Origin of the sequence: Streptomyces sp. NPDC102360 (assembly GCF_044766085.1) — a bacterium.
Lineage (GTDB): Bacteria > Actinomycetota > Actinomycetes > Streptomycetales > Streptomycetaceae > Streptomyces.
On sequence record NZ_JBIWLG010000007.1, the window covers coordinates 125540 to 150762 of the forward strand.

At 69.0% G+C, this 25223-nt stretch carries 19 protein-coding genes; 14 read left to right on the forward strand and 5 right to left on the reverse strand.

The window, feature by feature from the left end:
* Window positions 1-233 precede the first annotated feature (233 nt).
* From ACIRHA_RS26105 to argG, 7 genes are all read left to right on the forward strand, one after another.
* Window positions 234-986 (forward strand): GntR family transcriptional regulator, encoded by a 753-nt coding sequence (locus ACIRHA_RS26105; protein ID WP_403850413.1) that lies wholly within the window; start codon window positions 234-236, stop codon window positions 984-986.
* A 217-nt stretch (window positions 987-1203) separates the two neighbouring features.
* Window positions 1204-2910, forward strand: coding sequence for a purine-cytosine permease family protein (locus ACIRHA_RS26110; protein ID WP_403850416.1), 1707 nt, complete (start codon window positions 1204-1206; stop codon window positions 2908-2910).
* 255 nt (window positions 2911-3165) lie between these two features.
* Window positions 3166-3360: an SPOR domain-containing protein gene (locus ACIRHA_RS26115; protein ID WP_403850419.1), complete on the forward strand. Its 195-nt coding sequence runs from the start codon at window positions 3166-3168 to the stop codon at window positions 3358-3360.
* A 21-nt stretch (window positions 3361-3381) separates the two neighbouring features.
* Window positions 3382-3789 carry a (deoxy)nucleoside triphosphate pyrophosphohydrolase gene (locus ACIRHA_RS26120; RefSeq protein ID WP_403850422.1) on the forward strand — a complete coding sequence of 136 codons (408 nt, stop codon included), beginning with the start codon at window positions 3382-3384 and terminating at the stop codon, window positions 3787-3789.
* 144 nt (window positions 3790-3933) lie between these two features.
* Window positions 3934-4359 (forward strand): ATP-binding protein, encoded by a 426-nt coding sequence (locus tag ACIRHA_RS26125; RefSeq protein ID WP_403850425.1) that lies wholly within the window; start codon window positions 3934-3936, stop codon window positions 4357-4359.
* Between the two features lie 187 nt (window positions 4360-4546).
* Window positions 4547-7333, forward strand: coding sequence for a SpoIIE family protein phosphatase (locus ACIRHA_RS26130; RefSeq protein ID WP_403850428.1), 2787 nt, complete (start codon window positions 4547-4549; stop codon window positions 7331-7333).
* 104 nt (window positions 7334-7437) lie between these two features.
* Window positions 7438-8883, forward strand: coding sequence for an argininosuccinate synthase (gene argG / locus ACIRHA_RS26135; protein ID WP_403850431.1), 1446 nt, complete (start codon window positions 7438-7440; stop codon window positions 8881-8883).
* Window positions 8884-8982: 99 nt separating this feature from the next.
* Here the strand turns inward: argG and ACIRHA_RS26140 are convergent, their stop codons facing one another.
* The 5 genes from ACIRHA_RS26140 to ACIRHA_RS26160 form a co-directional block, all read right to left on the reverse strand.
* The gene (locus tag ACIRHA_RS26140) at window positions 8983-9669 is read right to left on the reverse strand and encodes an aminoglycoside phosphotransferase family protein (RefSeq protein WP_403850434.1); all 687 of its coding nucleotides are present in this window, start codon (window positions 9667-9669) and stop codon (window positions 8983-8985) included.
* Window positions 9630-10403, reverse strand: coding sequence for a succinate dehydrogenase/fumarate reductase iron-sulfur subunit (locus ACIRHA_RS26145; RefSeq protein WP_403850437.1), 774 nt, complete (start codon window positions 10401-10403; stop codon window positions 9630-9632). Before ACIRHA_RS26145 ends, ACIRHA_RS26140 begins: the two co-directional genes overlap by 40 nt.
* Window positions 10400-12355 carry a fumarate reductase/succinate dehydrogenase flavoprotein subunit gene (locus tag ACIRHA_RS26150; RefSeq protein ID WP_403850440.1) on the reverse strand — a complete coding sequence of 652 codons (1956 nt, stop codon included), beginning with the start codon at window positions 12353-12355 and terminating at the stop codon, window positions 10400-10402. The genes ACIRHA_RS26145 and ACIRHA_RS26150 overlap by 4 nt, the downstream gene beginning before the upstream one ends.
* Window positions 12356-12370: 15 nt before the next feature.
* Entirely contained in the window at window positions 12371-13213 is an 843-nt protein-coding gene (locus tag ACIRHA_RS26155) for a hypothetical protein (protein ID WP_403850443.1), read from the reverse strand.
* A gap of 67 nt (window positions 13214-13280) precedes the next feature.
* On the reverse strand, window positions 13281-13577 hold the full coding sequence (locus tag ACIRHA_RS26160; protein ID WP_403850446.1) for a hypothetical protein: 297 nt from the start codon (window positions 13575-13577) through the stop codon (window positions 13281-13283).
* A 283-nt stretch (window positions 13578-13860) separates the two neighbouring features.
* Here ACIRHA_RS26160 and ACIRHA_RS26165 point away from each other — a divergent pair, with 283 nt between their 5' ends.
* The 7 genes from ACIRHA_RS26165 to ACIRHA_RS26195 all read left to right on the forward strand — a co-directional run bounded on the left by ACIRHA_RS26165 (window position 13861) and on the right by ACIRHA_RS26195 (window position 25154).
* Window positions 13861-16188: an ABC transporter substrate-binding protein gene (locus ACIRHA_RS26165; protein ID WP_403850447.1), complete on the forward strand. Its 2328-nt coding sequence runs from the start codon at window positions 13861-13863 to the stop codon at window positions 16186-16188.
* A gap of 175 nt (window positions 16189-16363) precedes the next feature.
* Window positions 16364-18271 (forward strand): translational GTPase TypA, encoded by a 1908-nt coding sequence (gene typA / locus ACIRHA_RS26170; RefSeq protein WP_403850450.1) that lies wholly within the window; start codon window positions 16364-16366, stop codon window positions 18269-18271.
* Window positions 18272-18902: 631 nt separating this feature from the next.
* Entirely contained in the window at window positions 18903-19934 is a 1032-nt protein-coding gene (locus ACIRHA_RS26175; protein ID WP_403850453.1) for an ABC transporter permease, read from the forward strand.
* A 106-nt stretch (window positions 19935-20040) separates the two neighbouring features.
* A complete protein-coding gene (locus ACIRHA_RS26180) occupies window positions 20041-21837 on the forward strand; it encodes an ABC transporter substrate-binding protein (protein ID WP_403850456.1) in 1797 nt (598 codons plus the stop codon).
* A 112-nt stretch (window positions 21838-21949) separates the two neighbouring features.
* Window positions 21950-22927 (forward strand): ABC transporter permease, encoded by a 978-nt coding sequence (locus tag ACIRHA_RS26185; RefSeq protein WP_403850459.1) that lies wholly within the window; start codon window positions 21950-21952, stop codon window positions 22925-22927.
* A 10-nt stretch (window positions 22928-22937) separates the two neighbouring features.
* Complete coding sequence (locus ACIRHA_RS26190; protein ID WP_403850462.1) at window positions 22938-23999, forward strand: ABC transporter ATP-binding protein; 1062 nt, start codon at window positions 22938-22940, stop codon at window positions 23997-23999.
* A gap of 27 nt (window positions 24000-24026) precedes the next feature.
* Window positions 24027-25154, forward strand: coding sequence for an ABC transporter ATP-binding protein (locus ACIRHA_RS26195; protein WP_403850465.1), 1128 nt, complete (start codon window positions 24027-24029; stop codon window positions 25152-25154).
* Window positions 25155-25223: the final 69 nt, after the last annotated feature.

Sequence of the window (25223 nt, forward strand, 5' to 3'; positions counted from 1 at the left end):
GGCGGGGTCCGGGGCAGAGCCCCGCGGCCCCAACCCTGGAAAGGCGCACGGATGATCGACCCACGCCCCGGTGTGTGAATGACGCACTACCTGGGCAAAGTCGCTGCGTAAAGGCCTCTGACGTCGGAAGTAATCACATCGAGTGATTCTTTGGCCTTTGCTTGCACGCCTCAACCCACGGTTGCCACGCTGTTGCTGTCTGTCAATCTGATGGGGATCTGAGGGGGCAACCAGTGACATTCGGTGAGCAGCCGGCGTATCTCCGCGTTGCGGGCGATCTCCGCAAGAAGATCGTCAGTGGATCGCTGCCGCCGCACACCCGCCTTCCCTCACAGGCCAAGATCCGTGAGGAGTACGGGGTTTCGGACACGGTGGCGCTGGAGGCCCGCAAGGTCCTGATGGCGGAGGGGCTCGTCGAGGGCCGGTCCGGTTCGGGGACCTATGTGCGCGAGCTGCCCGTGCCGCGCCGCGTCTCCCGCTCCGGCGACCGGCCGAGCAGCGGTTCCACGCCGTTCCGGCAGGAGCAGTCCGACCCGGAGGCGCGGGGGACGTGGGAGTCGCGCAGCGAGCAGATCGAGGCGGTCACCTCCGTCGCGGAGCGGCTCGCGATCCGCGCGGGCGACCGCGTGATGCGCACCAAGTACGTGTACCGGGACGCGGGGGAGGCGATGATGCTCGCGACCTCGTGGGAACCCCTCGCCGTGACGGGGCGCACGCCCGTGATGCTCCCGGAGGAGGGCCCGCTCGGCGGCTGCGGGGTGGCCGAGCGCATGGCGGCGATCGACGTGATTGTGGACAACGTGACGGAGGAAGTGGCCGCCCGCCCCGGCCTCGCCGAGGAGTTGAGCGCGCTCGGCGGCGTGCCGGGACATGTCGTGATCGTCATCCACCGGACCTTCTTCGCCTCCGGCCGACCGGTCGAGACGGCCGACATCGTCGTCCCCGCGGACCGCTACCGCATCGCGTACCACCTACCGGTGCGCTAAGGCCTTTCGGCTGGATCGGGCCCCGGGCCCTGTCCGGGCCGTTTCGGTGCCCGGTGATCGGTGCGCGCCGTCCGGGCCGCGTGATCCGGAGTTAACCGTGCCCCAACTCCCGTAACAGGCGGGCAATCGAGCGTTGCCGCAGATTGTCATGTACGGCTCCTAACTTCCTCCTCCGTAGGCATTTGGTATACCGCCGACGGAGGAACGGGTAGCCGCCATGACCGAGACCGCCGTACCCCACGCAGACCCCGCAGCCGGGCCGCCCGACAGGAAGCCGCCCCGGCGCAGTTACGCCAGGCTGGCCGCCGACGAGTCCCGCGAGGACTACTCGCTGCGCTACGCCCCGCACTCCTACCGGCGCTGGTCCGAGACCACGGTCGCCTCCACCGCGCTCGGCGGCATCGCCTACCTCGCGGACTTCGCGATCGGCGCGTCCATCGTCTTCACCTACGGATTCACGAGCGGACTCGCCTCGATCCTGTGCGCGGCGACGATCATCTTCACCACCGGCATCCCGATCGCCCGCGCCTGCGCCAAGTACGGCCTGGACATGGACCTGATCACGCGCGGCGCCGGCTTCGGCTACTTCGGCTCGACGCTCACGTCCCTCATCTACGCCTCGTTCACCTTCATCTTCTTCGCGCTCGAAGGCTCGATCATGGCGCAGGCGATGCACGAGGTCTTCGGACTGCCGCTGCCCATCGGCTACTTGGTGACCACGCTGATCGTCATCCCGATCGTGTTCCGCGGGATGGGGGCGCTCGCCAAGGTGCAGGCGTGGACGCAGCCGATCTGGCTGATCGGCCTGGTCCTGCCCTTCGTGATCCTGCTCTTCCACTCGCCCGGGTCGTTCGGTGACTTCACGAGTTTCGGCGGCACCGAGGGCGCGGGCAGCGGCTTCTCCTGGCTCGGCTTCGGGCTCGGCACCGGCGTCGCGCTCTCGCTCATCGCGCAGATCGGCGAGCAGGCCGACTACCTCCGGTTCATGCCGGCCAAGACGGAAGCGAACAAGAAGCGGTGGAATCTGGCCGTTCTGGCGGCCGGGCCCGGCTGGGTGATCATCGGCGCCGCCAAGCAGCTCGGCGGCGCGCTCCTCGCCTTCGTGGCCCTGGAGGCCGTCGGCAAGACGCACGCCCTCGAACCCATCGCGCCGCAGGTCGAGGCGCTCAAGCCGTGGCTCGGCTCGGTCGCCCTGCCCGTCGCCGCGCTCTTCGTGGTGGTCTCCCAGATCAAGATCAACGTCACCAACGCGTACAGCGGTTCGCTGTCCTGGTCGAACTTCTTCTCCCGCGTGACGCACCGTCACCCCGGCCGCGTCTGGTACATCTTCCTCAACCTCGCCATCGCGCTGACGCTGATGGAACTGAACATGTTCGCGGCCCTGAACAAACTGCTCGGCTTCTACTCGAACGTGGGCATCGCCTGGATCGCGGCCGTCGCCGCCGACCTCGTCATCAACAAGCGGGTGGGCTGGAGCCCCAAGTACATCGAGTTCAAGCGGGCGTACCTGTACGCGGTGAACCCGGCCGGGTTCGGTGCCATGGTGATCGCCTCGGTCGTCTCGATCCTGGCGTTCTTCGGGCTCTTCGGTGAGTACGCCGAGGCCTTCTCCACCTTCATCGCCGCGGGCCTCGCCCTGACCCTGTGCCCGCTCATCGCCTGGGCCACGAAGGGCAGGTACTACCTGGCGCGGCCGAACCCGGTGAACGGACCGGACGTCCAGGTCGAGGACGTCACGGCGACCCACACCTGCGCCGTCTGCGAGACAGCGTACGAACTCCCGGACATCGCCGACTGCCCGGCCCACTCCGGCCCGATCTGCTCGCTCTGCTGTTCCCTCGACGCGGACTGCGGCGACGTCTGCACCAAGAAGCCGACGGGCGAACCGGTACTGATGCCGATGCCGGAGGTGCGTACGCGCTGAGGTCGTAGGGGTCTGATCCAAACGGCAGGCCCTACCGGCGGTGACGGAGGGGGCGCACCCGCGGGGGGCGCCCCCTCCGTTCGTTGTCCGCGCGTTCGGGCAGTGGCTTGTTGCGTATCTCTTTGTGCCAATCCGTATTCGGTGCGTAAAGGTCAGGCGTAGGCTCGGGCATATGCGGTTTGCGGTTTCCTCGGGGATGGGAGGCAGGGCGCGATGCGAGTCGAGGCCGGCGTGGCCAGGGAGGGGCGGGGCGCGATGAGCGACAGCACGACCACACTTCCGTGGCAGGTCATCCGCGAGGACGACAACGGGAACCGCTACCGGGTGGGCCGTTACGCCACGAAGGCCGAGGCCCAGCGCATGGCCGACAGTCTCGATGACCGCAGGGGCCACGAGCCCACGTACTGGGTGGAGCGCCTGGGGCAGGGGCGGAACGGCACGGCGCTCTGACGGAGTCATAGGCTCCGGCGCATGCCCCTTGAGTCATCCTCACCGACCGTGGTGGTCGCCGCGGCCCTGTACGACACCGAAGAGCGGCTGCTCGCCGCGCGGCGCAGCGCACCCCCTGAACTCGCGGGCCGCTGGGAGCTGCCCGGTGGCAAGGTCGAACCCGGCGAGACGCCGGAGCGGGCACTCGTCCGTGAGCTGCGCGAGGAACTCGGCATCGAGGCCGAACCGCTCACCCGGGTGCCGGGTGAATGGCCGCTGAAGGCCGGATACGTCCTGCGGGTCTGGCGCTGCCACCTGCGCTCCGGCACCCCGCGCCCCCTCCAGGACCACGACGAGCTGCGCTGGCTGACGGCGGCCGAGGTGTGGTCCGTGGACTGGCTCGACCAGGACGTCCCCGCGGTGAAAGAGGTCCTGCGGGATCGCGTCTGACGGGGGCTCGTGGCCGTATCCCACGAGCCTCGCCTACGCCGTCCGTGCCACCGCGCACCCCACTTCGCGATAGCGCGCCACTCCGTCCGGGTATATCCCGATTAACCCTCTGAAACCGGACAGGGTCCTTCGCGGGCCAGGGATGTGATCCGCGTGCTCCACACTGAAGGCGACTGCGTCGAGTGGGCCTTTCCCGCCGACCCTTCGGCCGTCCGCAGGGCGCGCGCCAAAGTGCGTACGCAGCTCGTCGAATGGGGGCTCGAAGAGCTCGCCGACATCACCGCGCTGCTGGTCAGCGAGCTGGTGACCAATTCCCTGCGGTACGCGTCCGGGCCCATCGGCGTACGGCTCGTGCGTCCGCCCGAACCCCCGGGTGCCCTCCTGGTGGAGGTCTCCGACCCGCTGCCCGACCCGCCCTGCGCCCGCACCGCGGCCCCGGACGAGGAGGGCGGGCGCGGGCTGCAACTGGTGACCGAGGTGTCGCAGCGCTGGGGCACACGGCCGGGCGGGGAGCGGTCCGGCGGGAAGACGGGGAAGACGGTGTGGTTCGAGCTGTCGTTGCCGGGTTAGGAGAAGCCCGAGTGGGACAGACGCGGGTGTGAGGGAGCAGGTGTGAGATGCCGTGTGTGGGCACACCCGCACCCTGGGTACGGAAACAGTCGGTCCCGACAGGCCAAAAAGCGTCGGGACCATGGTGTGATCGTGAACACCGTGTTGCGCGGCTCCGTAGTGCTGGATACTGCGTGCAGCCGCCTCGGTGACCGGTGCCGGACGCGGTGAGCTGGAGGGGACGGTTCGCGTGAGCGAGATACCAGCGAAGGGCAGGGTGTCCGAGGACCTCTCGGGCGCGGCCTCGGCGCCGCGTGCGGAGCGGGTGCCGCTGGGCGATGACGCTCCTGATGCCGCGGGCACGGAGCGTACGGAACCGATTCCGGAATCGGAATCGGGCGCTCCCTCGACCCCTCCCGAGGAGTCCCCCGGCCGGACGGACCTCTGGCAGGCGAGCCCGCCGGGTTCGATCTACGACTACATCAAGGTCGCCTCCTTCTCGATCGGCTCCGACGGTGCGATCGACCAGTGGAGCCGGCGGGCCGCCGAGCTCTTCGGGGTCCCGCCCGAGGAGGCCGTGGGCAAGGACCCCATCGAGGCCTTCGTCCCCGCGGACCTGCGCGAGCGCGGCCACCGCAAGATGGCGGAGATCCTGGACGGGCAGGAGTGGACGGGCGCCGTCCCGTTCCGGGTGCCGGCGCCCGGGCCCGCGGGGGAGCCGGAAGCGGAACCGCGAGCGGAGGCGCCGCGCGCGGCGGGCGCGGGCCCGACCGGGCTCGCCGAGATCTATGTGATGCCGACGACCACCGAGTCCGGTGAGCGCGCCGCGGTGTGCATCGTCGTCGACGTGCGGACGCTGCGGCACATCGAGACCGACCTCGCGTCCTCGCAGGCCATTTTCGGCCAATCTCCCTTCGGCTTCCTGCTGTTCGGCACCGACCTCCGGGTCCAGCGCACCAACCGCACCCTGACCTCGGTCTTCGGCGGACACGTCGACGACCACCGGGGCCGCACCGTCCACGACTACCTGCCGCGGCACGAGGCGGACCGGGTGCAGGGCGCGCTGCGCCGGGTCCTGGAGACGGGGGACGCGGTCACCGACATGCAACTGGTCGGCACCGCCCCGGAGTCCACCGAGCGGCGCCACTGGTCCATCAACCTCTACCGCGTGCACAGCGGCACGGGCCGCCCGATCGGCGTCGCGGGACTCGCCACGGACGTCACCCGCAGGCACGCCGCGGCCCGCGAGGCCGCGCACGCCCGCCGCAATCTGGCGCTCCTGAACGAGGCGGGCTCCCGGATCGGCAACTCGCTGGACCTGGAGACGACCGCCCGCGAACTCCTCGACGTCGTCGTCCCCGGCTTCTGCGACCTCGCGTCCGTCGACCTGTACCAGGGGCTGCTCGCGGGCGACGAGGCCCCGCCGGGCCTCGCGGACGGCAGCGCAGAACTGCGCAGGGTGGCCGCCGCGAGCGCCGTCGCCGACGTGCCGTTCCTCGACCTCGGCGGCGAGGCTCCCGTCAACGTGGGGGCGGTGCACCGCTTCCCGTTCAACTCGCCCTGCGCGCACGCCCTGCGCACCGCGCGTCCGCAGGCACTGCCCACCGAGCAGCGCGGCCTCGTGCAGTCCACGCTCGCTGTGCCGATGGTCGCGCACGACACGGTCGTCGGCCTCGTGCAGTTCTCCCGGACGAAGGGCAGCGAGCCGTTCACCGAGCGGGACAGGGCGCTCGCCATGGAGCTGGCCGCGCGCGCCGCGGTCTGTATCGACAACGCGCGCCTGTACCGCCGCGAGCACGAGCGGGCGCTGATCCTGCAGCGCTCCCTGCTGCCGCCGGACGACCCGGAGGCGGCCGGGCTCGACATCGCCTGCCGCTACCGGCCCGGCAACGCCGCGACCGAGGTCGGCGGCGACTGGTTCGACGTCATCGAACTCCCCGGACACCGCACCGCGTTGGTCGTCGGCGACGTCATGGGGCGCGGCCTGCGCGCCGCCGTCGCCATGGGCGAACTGCGCACCGCCGTACGTACGTTGGCCCTGCTCGACCTCGAACCGGCCGAAGTGCTCAGCGCCCTTGACGAGATCGCCCGCGGTCTCGGTACCCCGGGCGGCGTCCAGCAGGGCACACGCCCCGCCCGCTCGGCGCGCTCCTTCGGCGGCGAGGACCTCTCCGAGGTGTACCTCGCCACCTGTGTCTACGCGGTGTACGACGCGGTCACCCGGCGCTGCACGTTCGCCAACGCGGGGCACCTGCCGCCCGTCCTCGTTGAACCCGGCGACAGCGCGCTCATGCTCGACGTACCGCCGGGGATGCCGCTCGGTGTCGGTGGCGAGCCGTTCGAGGAGGTGGAGGTGGAGCTGCCGGAGGGCGCGCTGCTCGCCCTCTACACGGACGGCCTGGTGGAATCCCGCGACCATCCGCTCGACGAGGGCCTCTCGGCCTTCCGCAACGCGCTCGACGACCCCTCCCCGGCTCTTGAGGACGTCTGCGACCACGTCCTCAACACCCTCGACACCCATCACGGCGAGGACGACATCGCGCTCCTCATGGCCCGTGTGGAGGGGCTGCCGAGCGAGAACGTCGGCGACTGGACGCTGCCGCGCGAGCCGAAGTCGGTGGGCAGGGCCCGCGAGTACGCGCGGGCGCAGCTGTCGAGCTGGGGCCTGGAGAGCCTCGTCGACACGTCGGAGCTGCTGGTCAGTGAGCTGGTCACCAACGCGCTGCGGTACGGCGAGGGCGACATCAGGCTCCGCCTCCTCCTCGACCGGACGCTGGTGTGCGAGGTGTGGGACGCGGGTCTCGTGCAGCCGCGGCGCCGCCGGGCGCGGGACACGGACGAGGGCGGTCGCGGGCTCCAGCTCGTCGGGCTGCTGAGCGCGGCGTGGGGCTCGCGCAGGACACCGCGCGGGAAGACGGTGTGGTTCGAGCTGCCGCTGCCGGACGGGGAGACGGGTCTGGCGGATCCGACGGAGGCGCTGCTCAGCCTGTTCTGAGCGGGGCGCCGTCCGGCTCTTCTCTTGGTGACCCCGAACACATCACCGCACCAACCACTGCACCCCCCTTTGCATGGTCATGCATCATCATGCATACTCTTCCTATGTCCAAGGTCCTCACATCCCTCCCGGCCGGCGAGCGCGTCGGCATCGCCTTCTCGGGCGGCCTCGACACGTCGGTCGCCGTCGCGTGGATGCGTGACAAGGGCGCCGTCCCGTGCACGTACACCGCCGACATCGGCCAGTACGACGAGCCCGACATCGACGGCGTGCCCAGCCGAGCGAAGGCGTACGGCGCCGAGATCGCGCGCGCCATCGACTGCAAGGCCGCCCTTGTCGAGGAGGGCCTTGCGGCGCTGACCTGCGGCGCGTTCCACATCCGCTCCGGCGGTCGCGCGTACTTCAACACGACGCCGCTCGGCCGCGCGGTCACCGGCACGCTCCTGGTGCGGGCGATGCTGGAGGACAACGTCCAGATCTGGGGCGACGGCTCGACGTACAAGGGCAACGACATCGAGCGGTTCTACCGCTACGGCCTGCTCGCCAACCCGAACCTGCGGATCTACAAGCCGTGGCTCGACGCGGACTTCGTGACCGAGCTCGGCGGCCGGCAGGAGATGTCGGAGTGGCTGGTCGAGCACGGCCTGCCCTACCGGGACTCGGCGGAGAAGGCGTACTCCACGGACGCCAACATCTGGGGTGCCACGCACGAGGCCAAGACGCTCGAGCACCTGAACGTCTCGCTGGAGACGGTCGAGCCGATCATGGGCGTCAAGTTCTGGGACCCGTCGGTGGAGATCCCCACCGAGGACGTCACGATCGGCTTCGAGAAGGGCCGCCCGGTCACGATCAACGGCAAGGAGTTCGCCTCCGCCGTCGACCTGGTGATGGAGGCCAACGCGATCGGCGGCCGCCACGGCCTGGGCATGTCCGACCAGATCGAGAACCGGATCATCGAGGCCAAGAGCCGCGGGATCTACGAGGCGCCGGGCATGGCCCTGCTGTTCGCCGCGTACGAGCGCCTGGTCAACGCGATCCACAACGAGGACACGGTCGCCCAGTACCACGCGGAGGGCCGCCGTCTCGGCCGCCTGATGTACGAGGGCCGCTGGCTCGACCCGCAGGCCCTGATGATCCGGGAGTCGCTGCAGCGCTGGGTCGGCGCCGCGATCACCGGCGAGGTCACCCTGCGCCTCCGCCGCGGCGAGGACTACTCGATCCTCGACACGCAGGGCCCCGCCTTCTCGTACCACCCGGACAAGCTCTCCATGGAGCGGACCGCGGACTCGGCGTTCGGCCCGGTCGACCGGATCGGCCAGCTGACCATGCGCAACCTCGACATCGCCGACTCGCGCGGCAAGCTCGAGCAGTACGCGACGCTCGGCCTCCTCGGCGAGGGCAGCCCGGTCGCCGGCGCGGCCCAGGCCGCGGTCACGGGCCTGATCGGCACCATGCCGGAAGGCGGCGCCCAAGCCATCGCCTCCCGCGGCGAAACCTCCGCGGAAGACGAGGCCCTGGACCGCGCGGCGATGGAATCCGGCACGGACTGACTCCGTCGGACCTCGTGGACAAGGGCACCCCGGCGCCGGGGTGCCCTTTCCCTTTGCGGCGGCCTCGCCTGCTCCGGTTGCGTCAGCCGAGAAGCTGGCCTACCGCGCCCCCTCCAACGACCGCACTAGCTCCACGGCCGCCCCGAGCCGCGACTTCTCGTCCGCGTCCAGCGTCGGATTGGCGCCGCGCCGGGCGCGCACCTCGGCGAGGAAGGGCTCGGCGAGGTGCGGATGCGGTGCCGCGAGCAGCGCCCCGAGGGCCTCGCGCGCGACCCGTGCCTCGTGACGCCCGGGGTCCACCGCGACCTCGGCCAGGATCAGCGCGGACATCGCCCAGTCAAGCGCGGGCGAGCCTTCCTCGGCGTTCGCCCAGTCGATCACCATCGGGCCGTGCGGGGTGCGGATCACGTTGTCCGGGTGCAGGTCGAGATGGAGCACATGCCCGCCGGGCCGCGCCGGAACGGCATGCAACCAGCCCAGCAGGAAGGCCAGTTCGCGCCCCGCCTCCGCCGCCCCCAGCGCGCCCCGCAGCAGCGCGTCCAACTGCGTCGGACCGTCGAGCCGCTCAAGTACCAGCTCGCCCGGCGCGAGCCCCGGATCCGCTCGCACGCGCGGTGCGGGGAAGCCGTGGGCGCGCACGTACGCCATGACGTCGGCCTCGCCGCGTGCGTCGAGCCCGTCGCGGTAGCGGCGCAGCACCCACGCGTCGTCGAGGGCGTGGACGTCGGCGGTGCGGCCGCGGCCGATCAGGTCGTATTGCGTCGTCGGATCTTGTTGCCCAGCCACACCACCGGATCGTACTTGCGGTCGGCCGCCCTCTCCTTCAAAGGGATGAGGGCGTTGTCCGTGATGTGGATGCCCTCGGGGCAGACCTCGGTGCAGCACTTGGTGATGTTGCAGTAGCCGAGGCCGTGTTCGTCCTGGGCCGTGGTTTTGCGGTCGAGGCCGGAGTCGGCGGCCGCGTCCAGGGGGTGCATGTCGAGTTCCGCCACGCGCATCAGGAAGCGGGGACCCGCGAAGGACGTCTTGTTGTCCTCGTGGTCGCGGACGACATGGCAGGTGTCCTGGCACAGGAAGCACTCGATGCACTTGCGGAACTCCTGGGAGCGGTCCACGTCCTCCTGCATCATGCGGTACTCGCCGGGACCGAGGTCCGCGGGCGGGACGAAGGCCGGGACCTCGCGGGCCTTGCGGTAGTTGAAGCCGACGTCGGTGACGAGATCGCGGACGACCGGGAAGGCGCGCAGCGGCGTCACCGTGATCACCTCGTCGCGGGTGAAGACTGACATGCGGGTCATGCACATCAGGCGCGGCCGGCCGTTGATCTCCGCCGAGCACGAACCGCACTTGCCCGCCTTGCAGTTCCAGCGGACCGCAAGGTCGGGAGTCTGCGTCGCCTGTAGCCGGTGGATGATGTCGAGGACCACCTCGCCGTCGTTCACCTCGACCTTGAAGTCCTCCAGGCCGCCCCCGCCGACGTCGCCCCGCCACACCCGGAAGGCCGCCTCGTAGCTGCTCACTCGAAAAGCTCCTCTTCGGCCAGGTACTTCACCAGCTCCTCCTTCTCGAACAGGGCGAGCAGGTCGGGGCGGATGGGTTCGGTGGTCTCGCGGGTGAGCGTGATCTGGCCACGCACCGGGTCCGTGGCCGCCAACCCGCCGGTCGGATCCCGGAGTTGGCAGAGCAGATTCGCCCGCCGCCACTCCCGGTCCATCGCCGGATGGTCCTCACGGGTGTGCCCGCCCCGCGACTCCGTGCGCTCAAGCGCGGCCCGCGCCACGCACTCGCTGACCAGCAGCATGTTCCGCAGGTCGAGCGCCAGGTGCCAGCCCGGGTTGAACTGCCGGTGCCCCTCGACCCCGGCCCGCCGCGCCCGCACCCGCAGATCCGCGAGCCTGCGCAGCGCCTGCTCCATCTCGGCGCCCCGCCGGATGATGCCGACGAGATCGTTCATCGTCTGCTGGAGCTCCTGGTGCAGGGTGTACGGATTCTCGGGCGTGACGCCCTCCTCCTGGCCCTCCGCCGAGAAGGGCCGCAGCGCCTCGGCCGCCGCCGTGTCGATCTGCTCGTCGGCCACGGTCGGACGCACCGTGCGCGAACCCGCGTACGTCGCCGAGTGCAGCCCGGCCCGCCGCCCGAACACCAGCAGGTCGGAGAGCGAGTTGCCGCCGAGCCGGTTGGATCCGTGCATGCCGCCGGCCACCTCACCGGCCGCGAAAAGCCCCGGCACACCGCGCGCCGCCGCCGTGTCCGAGTCGACCGCAATGCCACCCATCACGTAGTGGCAGGTCGGCCCGACCTCCATCGCCTCGGCCGTGATGTCGACGTCCGCCAGCTCCTTGAACTGGTGGTACATGGACGGCAGTCGGCGCCGGATCGTGTCGGCGGGCATGCGGGTCGAGACGTCCAGGAAGACACCGCCGTGCGGGGAACCGCGGCCCGCCTTCACCTCCGCGTTGATGGCCCGCGCCACCTCGTCGCGCGGCAGCAGCTCGGGCGGCCTGCGGTTGTGGTCCGGGTCCTCGTACCAGCGGTCGCCCTCCGCCTCCGACTGCGCGTACTTCTCCTTGAAGACGTCGGGGACGTAGTCGAACATGAACCGCTTGCCCTCGGAGTTGCGCAGCACACCGCCGTCGCCGCGCACCGACTCCGTGACCAGGATCCCCTTCACCGAGGGCGGCCAGACCATGCCCGTCGGGTGGAACTGCACGAACTCCATGTTGAGCAGCGGCGCCCCGGCCAGCAGCGCGAGCGCGTGCCCGTCGCCCGTGTACTCCCACGAGTTCGACGTCACCTTGAAGGACTTGCCGATGCCGCCGGTCGCGAGCACCACGCTCGGCGCCTCGATGACGAAGAAGCGCCCGCTCTCGCGCTCGTAGCAGAAGGTGCCCGAGACCTGGCCCGACCCCGCGGCGGAGCCGCTATTGGACTCAGTCTTCAGGACCCGGGTGACCGTGCACTCCTGGAAGACCTTCAGGCCGGACTCGTAGTCCCCGGTCTCCTTGAAGTCCTGCTGCTGGAGCTGGACGATCTTCTGCTGGAGCGTGCGGATCAGTTCGAGGCCCGTACGGTCGCCGACGTGCGCGAGCCGCGGGTATTCGTGCCCGCCGAAGTTGCGCTGCGAGATCCGCCCGTCGCCGGTGCGGTCGAACAGGGCGCCCCAGGTCTCCAACTCCCATACGCGGTCGGGCGCTTCCCGCGCGTGCAGTTCCGCCATCCGCCACTGGTTGAGGAATTTGCCGCCGCGCATCGTGTCGCGGAAGTGCACCTGCCAGCTGTCCCCGGAGTTCACATTGCCCATGGAGGCCGCGATGCCGCCCTCGGCCATCACCGTATGGGCCTTGCCGAACAGCGACTTGCAGATCACGGCCGTACGAGCACCCTGCTCACGCGCCTCGATCGCGGCCCGCAGCCCCGCGCCACCGGCGCCCACCACGACAACATCCCACTGCTGCCGCTGCACTACAGACATCAGAAGCCCCAACCATTAGAAAAAGCGCGGGTCGTCGAAAGCACCGGACGCGACCAGATACACGTAGAAGTCGGCGAGCGCCACGCTCACCAACGAGGCCCAGGCCAACAGCATGTGACGGCCATTCAGCTTTCCTACCCAGCCCCACAGCCGATAGCGCACCGGGTGTTTCGAGAAGTGCTTGAGGCGTCCGCCGACGATGTGCCTGCACGAGTGGCAGGAGATCGTGTACGCCCAGATCAGCCCGATGTTGAGCAGGAAGACCAGGGTGCCGAGCCCCATGTGGCCCCACTCGTAGTTCTCGTCGCGGAACGACAGCACGGTGTCGTACGTGAGGATGCAGGCGACGAGGACGGCCGCGTAGAAGAAGTAGCGGTGGATGTTCTGCAGGATCAGCGGGAACCGCGTCTCGCCGCTGTACTTCTTGTGCGGCTCGGCCACCGCGCAGGCGGGCGGCGAAGCCCAGAAGCCGCGGTAGTAGGCCTTGCGGTAGTAGTAGCAGGTCAGCCGGAAGCCGAGCGGGAAGATCAGGATGAGCAGCGCGGGGGACAGGCCCCACCAGCCGCCGAAGATCTCCCAGTTGGGGCCGTGCCGCATCGGTGCGCAGTTGTCCGCGAGGCAGGGCGAGTAGAACGGCGAGACGTACGGGGCCGCGTAGTAGTCCGCGTTCGCGAAGGCCCGCCACGTCGAGTAGACGATGAACGCGAACAGGCCCGCCGCGGTCGCGGCCGGGGCCAGCCACCAGCGGTCCGTACGCAGATGGGGCGCGGCGATCGCGGCACGGGTCCGGCCTCGGACGCCGGTGCCGCCTTCGGTATGGGGGTCTTCGGTACTGGTGGGTTCCGTGCCGGTGGCCAACGAAGCCTCCGCTCGCAGGGACGGGGACGGGGACGGGGACGGGGATTGGGGGGTGGGCGAGGGCAGGTCAGGGTGCGTGCCGGTCCCGCGCGCCGAGCCCCTCGTCGTCCGAGTCGGTCCACAGGGACCTGTCGTACGGGGCGTCGGGGATCGTCACGAGGTCGGGGCGGTGCGGCACGTCCGGGCCCGCGGCCGACTCGCGCAGCAGCGCGACGCTCTCGCGCAGATGCGCGGTGTCGGCGCGCACCCGGCGCAGATCCGGGCCTCCCGCGACGTCCTCGAGCTGGGGCTGCAGGCGCCCCACGGCGCGCGCGAGGTCGTCGACGCAGCGCTGAACCGCCGTCAAGTCGTCGTGCAGGGACATGACTTGGCCTCACTTCCGCTGGTGCGGCGGAGTTGCTCATGCGCCTGAGAGTGTCGCGCGTCACATTGCTGTTTGTGAAGGGATTCGTGCGGATTGCCGGTGTACGCCGTGGTGCGCACCCCTCGGGTTCGCGCTCCTTTGGGCCGCACGGGTGGCTTCCGGGGGGTCCACGGGCGTGTCGGGGGGTGCCGCACCCCGGATCCACTTCAGTTGGCCGATAGATGTGATCAGCTCCATATACCGCCAAACGAGACAAAACCGGCCAGCCCCGGAGGTACCCGTGATGCCCCACGTCCCAAGGCGCCCAGGAGCCGCCGCACGCTCGGCCGCGTTCCTCGTGAGCGGTGCGCTCGCCGTGACCGCGCTCGCCGGGTGCGGCTCCGACGACGAGGCGAGCCGCCCCGCGGCAGGCCCCGACGTCGCCTCGGCCGCCCGCACGCAGGTCAAGGACGGCGGCACACTGCGGTGGGCCGTCGACGACGTGCCGCAGACCCTCAACTCCTTCCAGGCCGACGCGGACGCGGCCACGAGCCGGGTCACCGGAGCCGTGCTGCCCTCGATGTTCCGGCTCGACGCGCAGGGGCGCCCGCAGGCCGACCCCGACTACCTGGAGAAGGCCGAGGTCATCAAGACCGAGCCCAAGCAGGTCGTGCTGTACAAGCTGAACCAGCAGGCGGTGTGGAGCGACGGCCGGGAGATCGGCGCCGCGGACTTCGCCGCACAGTGGCGCGCTCTGTCGGGGAAGAACAGCGCGTACTGGACCGCCCACAACGCGGGCTACAACCGCATCGAGAACGTCGAGCGCGGCAAGAACGACCTGGAGGTGCGGGTCACCTTCGCCAAGCCGTACGCGGACTGGCGCTCGCTGTTCTCGCCGCTGTACCCCAAGGACGTCATGGGGACCCCGGACGCCTTCAACGAGGGCGCGCGCAAGAAGCTCAAGGTGACCGCGGGCCCCTTCGCGCTCGACAAGCTCGACCGGGGCGGCAAGCAGGTCACGCTGGAGCGCAACCCCCGCTGGTGGGGCCGCCCGGCCAAGCTCGAGAAGCTGGAACTCGAAGCCGTGCCGCGCGACGAGCGGGCCGCCGCGCTCGCCGCGGGCAAGCTGGACCTCGCCGATGTCGACCCCGAGGCCGCCGAGCGCATCGCGTACGCCGCCCGCGACAAGGGAGCGTCGGGCCCGCTCGCGCACGGCCCCGGCGCCGGGGTCACCTCCGGTGAGGCGCTGCGCTCCTGGGCGCGGGCGCACAACGAGGACTGGGAGGTCGCCGAGGCGGAGCTCGAGGCCCGCGCGAAGACCCGCAAGGCCGTGCACAAGTACGAGAAGGAGCAGGCGGGGCTGAACGGCTTCGTCGTCCGCAAATCGCTCGAACCCGCCTACACGCAGCTCGCCCTGAACGGATCGAGCGGCCCCCTCGCCGACGAGCGGGTGCGTCAGGCCGTGGCCCGCGCCCTCGACCGCGGCAAGCTCGCCCAGAGCGTCCTCAAGCCGCTCGGTCTTCCGGCCGCGACCGTCGGCAGCCACCTCGCCCTCTCCGGCCAGGCCGCCTACGCCGACAACAGCGACGCGCTCGGCAAGCAGGACGCCGACAAGGCACAGGCGCTGCTCGCGGAGGCGGGCTGGGTGCGCGGCGGGCCGCTCCAGGAGAAGCAGCAGAAGCCCAAGACCGCGGGCGGCAAGGCGGAGGGCGCCGCGGCCGAGTCCGACGACGGCACGTACATCATGGGCGAGGACGACCAGAAGCCCGCGGACGACCGACAGGCGCACGACGACGCGAAGCCCGGCGACGCCGCGCCCCCGCTGCTGGGCCCCGGCGCCCTCGCCGCGGCCCAGCACTCCGCGCTGCTGCACCAGGTCGACGCCGCGAAGGTGCGCTCCGCCGAGCGGGAGGGCAAGCACGCGGGCGACGCCAAGCAGGGCGCGGCCCCCGGCGCGTACGCCCCGAAGGGCACCCCCGCTCCGCAGCAGGCCGCCGCGAAGGACGCCGGTGAGGCCGGTGGCAAGGAGGGCGCCAAGGCCGGCGCGGCCTCGGGGCAGCTCGCCAAGGACGGCAAGCCGCTGACCCTGAACTTCGTACTGCCCTCCGGGCCGGACGCCGAGCAGCTGCAGTCCGTGGCCGACCGGATCTCGACCATGCTGCAGAAGATCGGCGTCCGTACGGACATCACCAAGGTCGACGACGAGACCTACTTCAAGGACCACATCGCGGCGGGCGAATACGACCTGGCGCTGTACTCGTGGCCCGGCTCCGCCTACCCGGCCACCGACGCCCGCCCGATCTACGCCAAGCCGGTCCCGGCCGCCGACGGCGAGCTCACGGTCGAGCAGAACTACACCCGGGTCGGCACCGACCACATCGACCAGCTCTTCGACCAGGCCGCCGGGGAGCTCGACCAGGACAAGGAGCGCTCGCTCGTCCGGCAGGCCGACGAGCGCATCTGGGCCGCCGCAGGATCGATTCCGCTCTACCAGCGGCCCGAACTGGTGGCGACGAGGGCGAACCTGGCGAACGCCGGGGCGTTCGGCTTCCAGGAGCCCTCCTACGAGGACATCGGCTTCCTGAAGCCGGGGGCGAAGGCCACCGGTTCACCTGTGGAAGATGCTGGCTGACCTGCGATTTTCCCGGACGGACCGGCGCTTCGGCGGCGGTCCGCCCGGCCCGGCTGGGCCGGGGGCCGTCAAGCCACGTACCATGGGGTGAGGCCGTGGCGTGTCCAGCCCGGCAGGGCGCGTGTACCAAAGAAGTACGCGCAGCCGACCCTTCACTCCGGGAGTACGCCGCAATATGGCCACGCGCCACGACATCCGTAACGTCGCCATCGTCGCCCACGTCGACCACGGCAAGACGACCATCGTCGACGCCATGCTCAAGCAGGCCGGCTCCTTCGCCGCGCACGCAGCAGAGTCGCTCGACGACCGCATGATGGACTCGAACGACCTGGAGCGTGAGAAGGGCATCACGATCCTCGCCAAGAACACGGCGGTGAAGTATCACCCCAAGGATGGCGGCGAGGTCATCACGATCAACATCATCGACACCCCCGGCCACGCCGACTTCGGTGGTGAGGTCGAGCGCGGTCTGTCGATGGTGGACGCGGTGGTGCTGCTCGTGGATGCCTCCGAGGGTCCGCTTCCGCAGACCCGCTTCGTGCTCGGCAAGGCGCTCAAGCAGCGGCTGCCCGTCATCCTGTGCATCAACAAGACGGACCGGCCCGACTCGCGCATCGACGAGGTCGTCAACGAGACGTACGACCTCTTCCTCGACCTGGATGCCGATGAGGACCAGATCGAGTTCCCGATCGTCTACGCCTGTGGCCGTGACGGCATCGCCTCGCTGACCAAGCCGGAAGACGGTACGGTCCCGGCCGACTCCACCAACCTGGAGCCGTTCTTCTCCACGATCCTGGAGTCCGTGCCGGCCCCGACGTACGAGGAGAACGCGCCGCTCCAGGCGCACGTCACCAACCTCGACGCCGACAACTTCCTCGGCCGTATCGCGCTGCTCCGCGTCGAGCGGGGCGAGCTGCGCAAGGGCCAGACGGTCGCGTGGATGAAGCGCGACGGCACGGTCCAGAACGTCCGCATCAGCGAGCTGATGATGACCGAGGCGCTCACCCGCAAGCCCGCCGAGGTCGCGGGCCCCGGTGACATCTGCGCCGTCGCGGGCATCCCCGACATCATGATCGGCGAGACCCTGGCCGACCCGGAGAACCCGGTCGCGCTGCCGCTGATCACGGTGGACCAGCCGGCGATCTCCATGACCATCGGTACGAACACCTCGCCGCTGGTCGGCCGCGGTGGCACGGGCAAGGGCGCGGACGCCAAGTCCGCCGTCAAGGACCGCAAGGTCACCGCCCGCCAGGTGAAGGACCGCCTGGAGCGCGAGCTGATCGGTAACGTCTCGCTGCGCGTCCTCGAGACCGAGCGCCCCGACGCCTGGGAGGTGCAGGGCCGCGGTGAGCTGGCGCTGGCGATCCTGGTCGAGCAGATGCGCCGCGAGGGCTTCGAGCTGACGATCGGCAAGCCGCAGGTCGTCACCAAGGAGGTCGACGGCAAGACGCACGAGCCGGTCGAGCGCATGACCGTCGACGTCCCCGAGGAGCACATGGGCGCCGTCACGCAGCTCATGGGCGTCCGCAAGGGCCGCATGGACAACATGTCGAACCACGGCTCCGGCTGGGTCCGCATGGAGTTCGTCGTCCCGTCCCGTGGCCTCATCGGCTTCCGTACGGAGTTCCTGACGAACACCCGCGGCACGGGCATCGCCCACTCGATCCACGAGGGCCACGAGCCGTGGTTCGGCACGCTGACGACCCGTAACAACGGCTCGCTCGTCGCCGACCGCGCCGGCTCGGTCACCCCCTTCGCGATGATCAACCTCCAGGAGCGCGGTGTGCTGTTCACCGAGCCCGGCACCGAGGTGTACGAGGGCATGATCGTCGGTGAGAACTCGCGCGCCGACGACATGGACGTGAACATCACCAAGGAGAAGAAGCTCACCAACATGCGTGCGGCTTCCGCGGACTCCACGGAGAACGTGGTCCCGGCCCGCAAGCTCTCCCTGGAGCAGTCCCTGGAGTTCTGCCGCGACGACGAGTGCGTCGAGGTGACCCCGGAGGCCGTCCGCATCCGCAAGGTCGTCCTGGACCACAAGGAGCGCGGCCGCACCGCTTCGCGCGCCAAGCACGGCTGAGTCACCGCCGCCTGACGGCAGTTGGGCCCGGCACCCCGAGGGGGGTGCCGGGCCTTTTGCGTTGCCGCTACTCTTCACGCGGTCTACGCGCAGTGATACGTCCCTGCCGTGATGTCTCCCAACAGGGGGTCAAAAACCGGTCGAGCGCAAGTGATTAAGTCCACCTCGCAGTCCGGAATGCGGACGCCGGTGGTCGATAGGTATGTAACACGTCCGTTTCGTGTCCCTCTATCTCGGATCCGTTTGTCCGGATTTTGGGAGAAGTACGCATCAGGTGTGATCGAACCGAGACCAAAAGGGTGTGGTCGCGACAGCGGCTGTGGCTAATAGTGGTCCGCGTAGAGCTCGGGTTAAAGGGTCACGCACTAATGGGGGGCGGCGACTCGCGAGCGCACTGAGGCAGCGTCAACTTTGCCGTCAGGGGTGTCGGCGGGGTTGCGACCTTCTGCCTCCACTTGCAGTGAACGAAGTGGACTCATGAGGAGGAGCCCATGTTTTTGACACTTCCTCAGGGGTGGGCTCACCTCAGTCGTTAGTCCCTCTCGCGAGCTTCGAGTGACGTACGCCGTGCGACGGCTGCCGGGCCGCTTTCACCTCCGACAGCCTCCAACACCTGTGAAATGGACGAATCATGACAAGTCCAATCGAGATTGAGGGCGCCGAGACCTCTTCCGCCTTGGACAAGGAGAGCGCGCCGCAGGGCGACGCGAAGGAGCCCAAGAAGCTCGAGGGGCGCAGCCCCGGCCAGTTGATGTGGCGGCGCTTCAAGCGGGACAGGACGGGCGTCGTCTCCGCCTGGATCGTCCTGGCCTTCTTTGTGATAGCCGCGCTCGCCCCGGTCATCTGCAAGCTGTACGGCAAGGACCCGTACACCTTCTACGGCCAGGACGACCCCACGCTCCTCAACGAGTTCAACCTGCCGGCAGGACCCAACGGCGGTATGTCGCCCGAGCACTGGTTCGGCATCGACCCGAACTACGGGCGCGACGTCTTCGCGTATCTGCTCTACGGCATGCGTACGTCGCTCTACACCGCCCTGTGCGCGACGATCGGCATGGTGATCCTCGGCGTCGTGATCGGCCTGATGGCCGGATACTTCGGCGGCAAGATCGACTACTGGCTCGGCCGGCTCACCGACTTCATGATGGCGCTGCCCAACCAGCTGTTCATGGTCGCGGCCATGCCCGTCATCGTCACGGTCTTCGTGGCTCCGGACGAGGAGACGCCGGTCTACGTCCGGTTCCTCGCCATCACCGGCATCATGTGGCTGCTCACCTGGATGACCCTGGCCCGCCTGGTGCGCGCGGTGACGCTGTCGCTGCGCGAGCGGGAGTTCGTGGAGGCGGCGAAGGTCGCGGGCGCCTCGCCCTGGCGGATCATCCGCAAGGAGCTGCTGCCCAACCTGGTGACGCCGATCATCGTGCAGGGCACGTACCTGCTTCCCAGCACCATCCTCTCGGTCGCCTTCCTCTCCTTCGTCGGCGTCGGCTATCAGGACCCCACGCCCGACTGGGGGTTGATGTTCGCCACCGCGGCGAAGATCTACGAGGTGGACCCGACCTACTTGTACTTCCCGGGTGTCGCCATGGTCGTCTTCTTCGTGGCGTTCAACCTCTTCGGTGACTCGGTCCGGGACGCGTTCGATCCCAAGACCGGACGCTGAACAGGCATCACCGAGGGTCGCTGCCACCCGGGCGCCGGACCGACACAGCCGGATGCGTCAGGCAGCACACAAGGATCACTACTCACAGGCAGGTGGATTCAACTCCATGAGCATCCTTCGTTCGCGTACGGCGCAGGCGACGATCGTCGCCGCCGCTGTCGGCGCCCTCACGCTGACCGGCTGCAGCAGCGGCAGCAACGACAACGACAAGTCCGTGGGCAAGTCCAAGGACGACGCGAAGGCTCAGGCCAAGCCGGTCGTCATGGGCACCGCGCAGGACTCCCAGGGTCCGGCCGAGCCGATCGCGGGCGCCAAGAAGGGCGGCATCGCCCAGGTCTACCAGGAGAGCGACTTCTCGCACCTGGACCCGGGGCAGATATACGTCTCCGACGCCGGTCTGCTCTCCAAGCTCCTCTACCGTGGCCTGACCACGTACACCGAGGACGACAAGGGCACCCAGACGGTCGTCGGTGACCTCGCCAAGGACGCGGGCAAGTCCTCGGACGGCGGCAAGACCTGGACCTTCGAGCTGAAGGACGGGGTCAAGGACGAGAACGGCCACGTCATCACGTCGGCCGACATCCGCCACTCCATCGAGCGCATGTACTCCTCGTTCCTGACGGACGGTCCGACGTACATCCAGCAGTGGCTGTCCGGCTCCGGCACCTCGTACCGCAAGGCGTACAAGGGCCCGTACGAGGGCAAGCACCTGCCGGACTCGGTCCTGGACACGCCGGACTCCAAGACCATCACCTTCCACTTCAAGGAAGCCCACACCGACGTTCCGCAGGCCCTGGCCATGGCGGCGTACTCGGTCGTGCCCGAGAAGACGGACACCAAGCAGAAGTACGACCAGAAGCCCGTCGCCACCGGCCCGTACAAGATCTCCGCGTACAAGCCGGGCAAGAGCCTCAAGCTCGTCCGCAACGACAAGTGGGACGAGAAGACGGACCCGATGCGCCACGCCTACGTGGACGGGTTCAACATCGACTACAACGTCTCCAAGGCCGACCAGACCAAGACGATCCTGGCCGACCGCGGCGAGGCCAAGAACGCCGTCATGTTCTCCGGCCAGATCGACGCCACCCAGCTGCAGAAGATCACGACCGACAAGAAGGTCATGAAGCGCACGGTGCAGGGCTACGGCCCGTACGTGTGGCAGCTGAACATGAACATGGACCGCATCAAGGACAAGAAGATCCGCGATGCCATCGCCCTGGCGATCCCGGCCACCGCGGCCGGCCACGCCGACGGCGGCGCCTACGGCGGTGACGCCGCCAACTCGCTGACCTCGCCCTCCACTCCGGGCTACGACGCGAAGTTCGACCCGTTCAACCGGGCCAAGAAGGCGAACGGCGACATCGAGAAGGCCAAGAAGCTCATCGACGAGGCCGGCGCCAAGGGCAAGAAGCTCGTCTACGCCTACGCCAACGTCCCCGTCCGCGTCACCCAGGCGAACCTGATCATCAACAACCTGGAGAAGATCGGGCTCGACATCCAGAAGAAGGAAGTCGACCAAGCCACCTGGTACGAGCAGATGGGCAAGGTCAAGAACGGCATGGACCTGTACATGACCGGCTGGGGCCAGGACTGGGCCGACGGCAACACCGTCTTCCCGCCGTCCTACGACGGAGCCAACATCCAGGACGGTGCCTCCAACTACTCCCACGTCAACGACAAGCACGTGAACGCGGAGAGCGCCCGCATCCAGAAGATCGCGGACGCGGCCGAGCGCGCCAAGGAGTACGCGAAGCTCTCCAAGTACATCTCGGAGAAGATCAACCCGGCAGCCCCGATCTACTACACCAAGATCTTCCAGATCGCCGGCTCCAACGTGGGCGGCCTGCGCTACTCGACGGTCACCAACTACACCGACCCGACGCGCATCTACCTCAAGAAGTAGTCCGCACAAGGCAGTTCCCGGGGGCGGGAGAGCGGCGGAGCTCTCGCCCCCGGGCCGCCGCACAACGCCTCCTGGTCTCCCACCGCCGCCGTCCTGAGAGCAGCTTCCTGCCATGCTTCGATTTCTCATACGCCGGACGTCTGGCGCAGCACTCATCCTCCTGCTGATCAGCGCCTTCACGTTCTTCATGTACTTCGCCATCCCACAGGACCCGGCGACACTCGCGTGCGGCAAGAACTGCACCCCGGACGCGCTGGCGATCATTCACAAGAACCTCGGGCTCGACAGCCCGGTGCCGGTCCAGTACTGGAACTTCCTGGTCGGGATCTTCGCGGGACGTGACTTCGGGGTGGGCCACTGTGCCGCGCCGTGCTTCGGCGTCTCGTTCAGGAACAACCAGATGGTCTGGGACACCATGATGGACCGTCTCCCGCTGACCGTCTCGCTCATGATCGGCGGCATGGTCGTCTTCCTCATCGCCGGCCTCGGCGCAGGACTGCTCGCCGCCCGCTTCCGCGGTACCTGGATCGACAAGGCCGTCTCCGGCGCCTCTCTGGTGACCAGCTCGTTCCAGATCTACCTGCTGGGCCCGATCGTGCTGGGAATCTTCGTCTACAGCACCGGCTGGCTGAAGGCACCCAAGTACGTGCCGTTCACGGAGAATCCGGGCGCCTGGTTCATGGGGCTGCTGATCCCCTGGATCGTGATGGCGACGATCTTCACCGCCAACTACACCCGAATGTCGCGCTCCTCGATGATCGAGCAGCTGCAGGAGGAACACGTCAGGGCAGCCAAGGCCAAGGGCATGAGTAGTCACTTCGTCTTCTTCCGGTACGCCTGGCGTGGCTCGCTCATCCCGATCGTCACCATCCTCGGCATGGACATCGCGGCACTGCTCAGCGGCGGCATGGTCACCGAACTGACCTTCAACCTCGCGGGCCTGGGTCGCCTGGCGATCGACTCGGTCACCAACAAGGACCTGCCGGTCCTCATGGGCGTGATGATCCTCAGCGCCGCCTTCATCATCATCTGCAATGTCGTCGTGGACGCCCTGTACGCCGTGATCGACCCGCGCGTGCGGCTGTCCTAGGAGAACTCCAGTGACCACACTCACCAAGCCCGAGGACGCTCCGGCCTCGACCGGTTCCGACGCGTTCCTGTCGGTACGCGACCTGCGGGTGCAGTTCTCCACCGAGGACGGCGCCGTCAAGGCGGTGGACGGCCTCTCCTTCGACCTGGAGCGCGGCAAGACGCTCGGCATCGTCGGCGAGTCCGGTTCCGGCAAGTCGGTCACCAACCTGACCGTGCTCGGCCTGCACCCCAAGATGAACACCGCCATCGACGGTGAGATCGTCCTTGACGGCAAGGAACTTCTCACCGCCACGGAGCCCGAGATGGAGAAGCTCCGTGGCAACAAGATGGCGATGATCTTCCAGGACTCGCTGACCGCCCTGTCGCCGTACTACACGGTGGGGCGGCAGATCGGCGAGCCGTACCGCAAGCACACCGGCGCCTCCAAGAAGGAGGCCCGTGACCGCGCCATCGAGATGCTCGGAAAGGTCGGCATCCCGCAGCCCAAGCAGCGCGTCGACGACTATCCGCACCAGTTCTCCGGCGGTATGCGCCAGCGCGCCATGATCGCCATGTCGCTCGCCTGCAACCCCGAGCTGCTCATCGCCGACGAGCCGACCACGGCCCTCGACGTGACCGTGCAGGCGCAGATCCTCGACCTGCTCAAGGATCTGCAGCAGGAATTCGGCTCCGCGATCATCATGATCACCCACGACCTGGGTGTCGTCGCGAACATGGCCGACGACCTGCTCGTGATGTACGCGGGCCGGGCCGTCGAGCGCGGAAGCGTGCGCGAGGTGCTCAAGCAGCCTCAGCACCCCTACACCTGGGGCCTGTTGGGCTCGATGCCGCGCCTCACCTCGGACATCAACGAGCCGCTGATGCCGATCCCCGGCTCGCCGCCCTCGCTGCTGAACCCGCCCTCGGGCTGCCCGTTCCACCCGCGCTGCGCCTTCACCGACAAGGTGTCGGGCGACCGCTGCTCGGGCGAGCGGCCGCAGCTCCCGCAGGGGCGCGGCTCCGCCTGCCACCTGACGGCGGACCAGAAGCAGCAGGTGTTCATCGAGACGATTCAGCCCCGGCTGGGCTGAGCTGAAACCGGCGACTGGGGCATGACCATGAGCGACAACAAGAGCAACACCACCACGGCGGTCGCCGACGCGATCCCGGGCCAGCGCGACAGCGACACCGAGCCGCTGCTCCAGGTCCGGGATCTGCAGAAGCACTTCCCGATCAAGGGCGGCTTCCCGATCCGCCGCACCGTCGGTGCGGTCAAGGCCGTCGACGGCGTGGACCTCGAGGTCTACGCGGGCGAGGCCCTTGGCCTCGTCGGCGAGTCCGGCTGTGGCAAGTCGACCACGGGCCGGCTGCTGACCCGCTTGTACGAGCCCACGCAGGGCACCATCACGTACAAGGGCCAGGACATCAGCCACGCGAGCCGCAAGCAGCTGGCGCCGATCAGGTCCGAGATCCAGATGATCTTCCAGGACCCGTACGCGTCCCTGAACCCGCGGCAGACGGTCGGTTCGATCATCGCGGGACCGATGGAGATCAACGGGATCAATCCGCCCGGTGGCCGTGAGAACCGGGTGCGTGAGCTCCTGGAGATCGTCGGCCTCAACCCTGAGCACTACAACCGGTTCCCGCACGAGTTCTCCGGCGGTCAGCGCCAGCGCATCGGGGTCGCCCGCGCCGTGGCCCTCGAGCCGAAGCTGATCGTCGCCGACGAGCCGGTCTCGGCGCTCGACGTGTCGATCCAGGCGCAGGTGGTGAACCTCCTCCAGGAGGTTCAGCGGGAGATGGGCATCGCGTTCGTCTTCATCGCCCACGACCTGGCCATCGTGCGGCACTTCTCGCAGCGCGTCGCCGTGATGTACCTCGGCAAGATCATGGAGATCGCGGACCGCGACTCGCTCTACAACCGCCCGCGGCACCCGTACACGCACGCGCTGATGTCGGCCGTGCCGGAGGCGGACCTCGACGTCGAGAAGCGGGAGCGGATCCGGCTCGAGGGCGACGTGCCCTCGCCGATCTCCCCGCCGTCGGGCTGCCGCTTCCGTACACGCTGCTGGAAGGCGCAGGACAAGTGCGCCACGGAGGAGCCCCCGCTCGTCCAGCTCTCCGGCAACAAGGAAGGACACCTCACGGCCTGTCACTTCCCGGAGGACCCGACGGTCGAGGCGCGTGCGGAGGACATCGTCCTCGATCCGGCTCTCGTGGCCCTCGAGGGCGACGACAAGTCCTGACGACCGGCCGACGCCCGGCCCCGGTGTACTCACGGGGCCGGGCGTCGGCATGTTCAGGCGCGGCGAGGA

Excerpts from the sequence above, each read along its gene's own strand:
- ACIRHA_RS26180 (WP_403850456.1), top strand. The coding sequence starts at position 20,041 with ATGAGCATCCTTCGTTCGCGTACGGCGCAGGCGACGATCGTCGCCGCC.
- ACIRHA_RS26115 (WP_403850419.1), top strand. The coding sequence starts at position 3,166 with ATGAGCGACAGCACGACCACACTTCCGTGGCAGGTCATCCGCGAGGAC.
- typA (WP_403850450.1), top strand. The coding sequence starts at position 16,364 with ATGGCCACGCGCCACGACATCCGTAACGTCGCCATCGTCGCCCACGTC.
- ACIRHA_RS26120 (WP_403850422.1), top strand. The coding sequence starts at position 3,382 with ATGCCCCTTGAGTCATCCTCACCGACCGTGGTGGTCGCCGCGGCCCTG.
- ACIRHA_RS26195 (WP_403850465.1), top strand. The coding sequence starts at position 24,027 with ATGAGCGACAACAAGAGCAACACCACCACGGCGGTCGCCGACGCGATC.
- ACIRHA_RS26110 (WP_403850416.1), top strand. The coding sequence starts at position 1,204 with ATGACCGAGACCGCCGTACCCCACGCAGACCCCGCAGCCGGGCCGCCC.
- ACIRHA_RS26160 (WP_403850446.1), bottom strand. The coding sequence starts at position 13,577 with ATGTCCCTGCACGACGACTTGACGGCGGTTCAGCGCTGCGTCGACGAC.
- ACIRHA_RS26185 (WP_403850459.1), top strand. The coding sequence starts at position 21,950 with ATGCTTCGATTTCTCATACGCCGGACGTCTGGCGCAGCACTCATCCTC.
- ACIRHA_RS26175 (WP_403850453.1), top strand. The coding sequence starts at position 18,903 with ATGACAAGTCCAATCGAGATTGAGGGCGCCGAGACCTCTTCCGCCTTG.
- ACIRHA_RS26165 (WP_403850447.1), top strand. The coding sequence starts at position 13,861 with ATGCCCCACGTCCCAAGGCGCCCAGGAGCCGCCGCACGCTCGGCCGCG.
- ACIRHA_RS26150 (WP_403850440.1), bottom strand. The coding sequence starts at position 12,355 with ATGTCTGTAGTGCAGCGGCAGCAGTGGGATGTTGTCGTGGTGGGCGCC.
- argG (WP_403850431.1), top strand. The coding sequence starts at position 7,438 with ATGTCCAAGGTCCTCACATCCCTCCCGGCCGGCGAGCGCGTCGGCATC.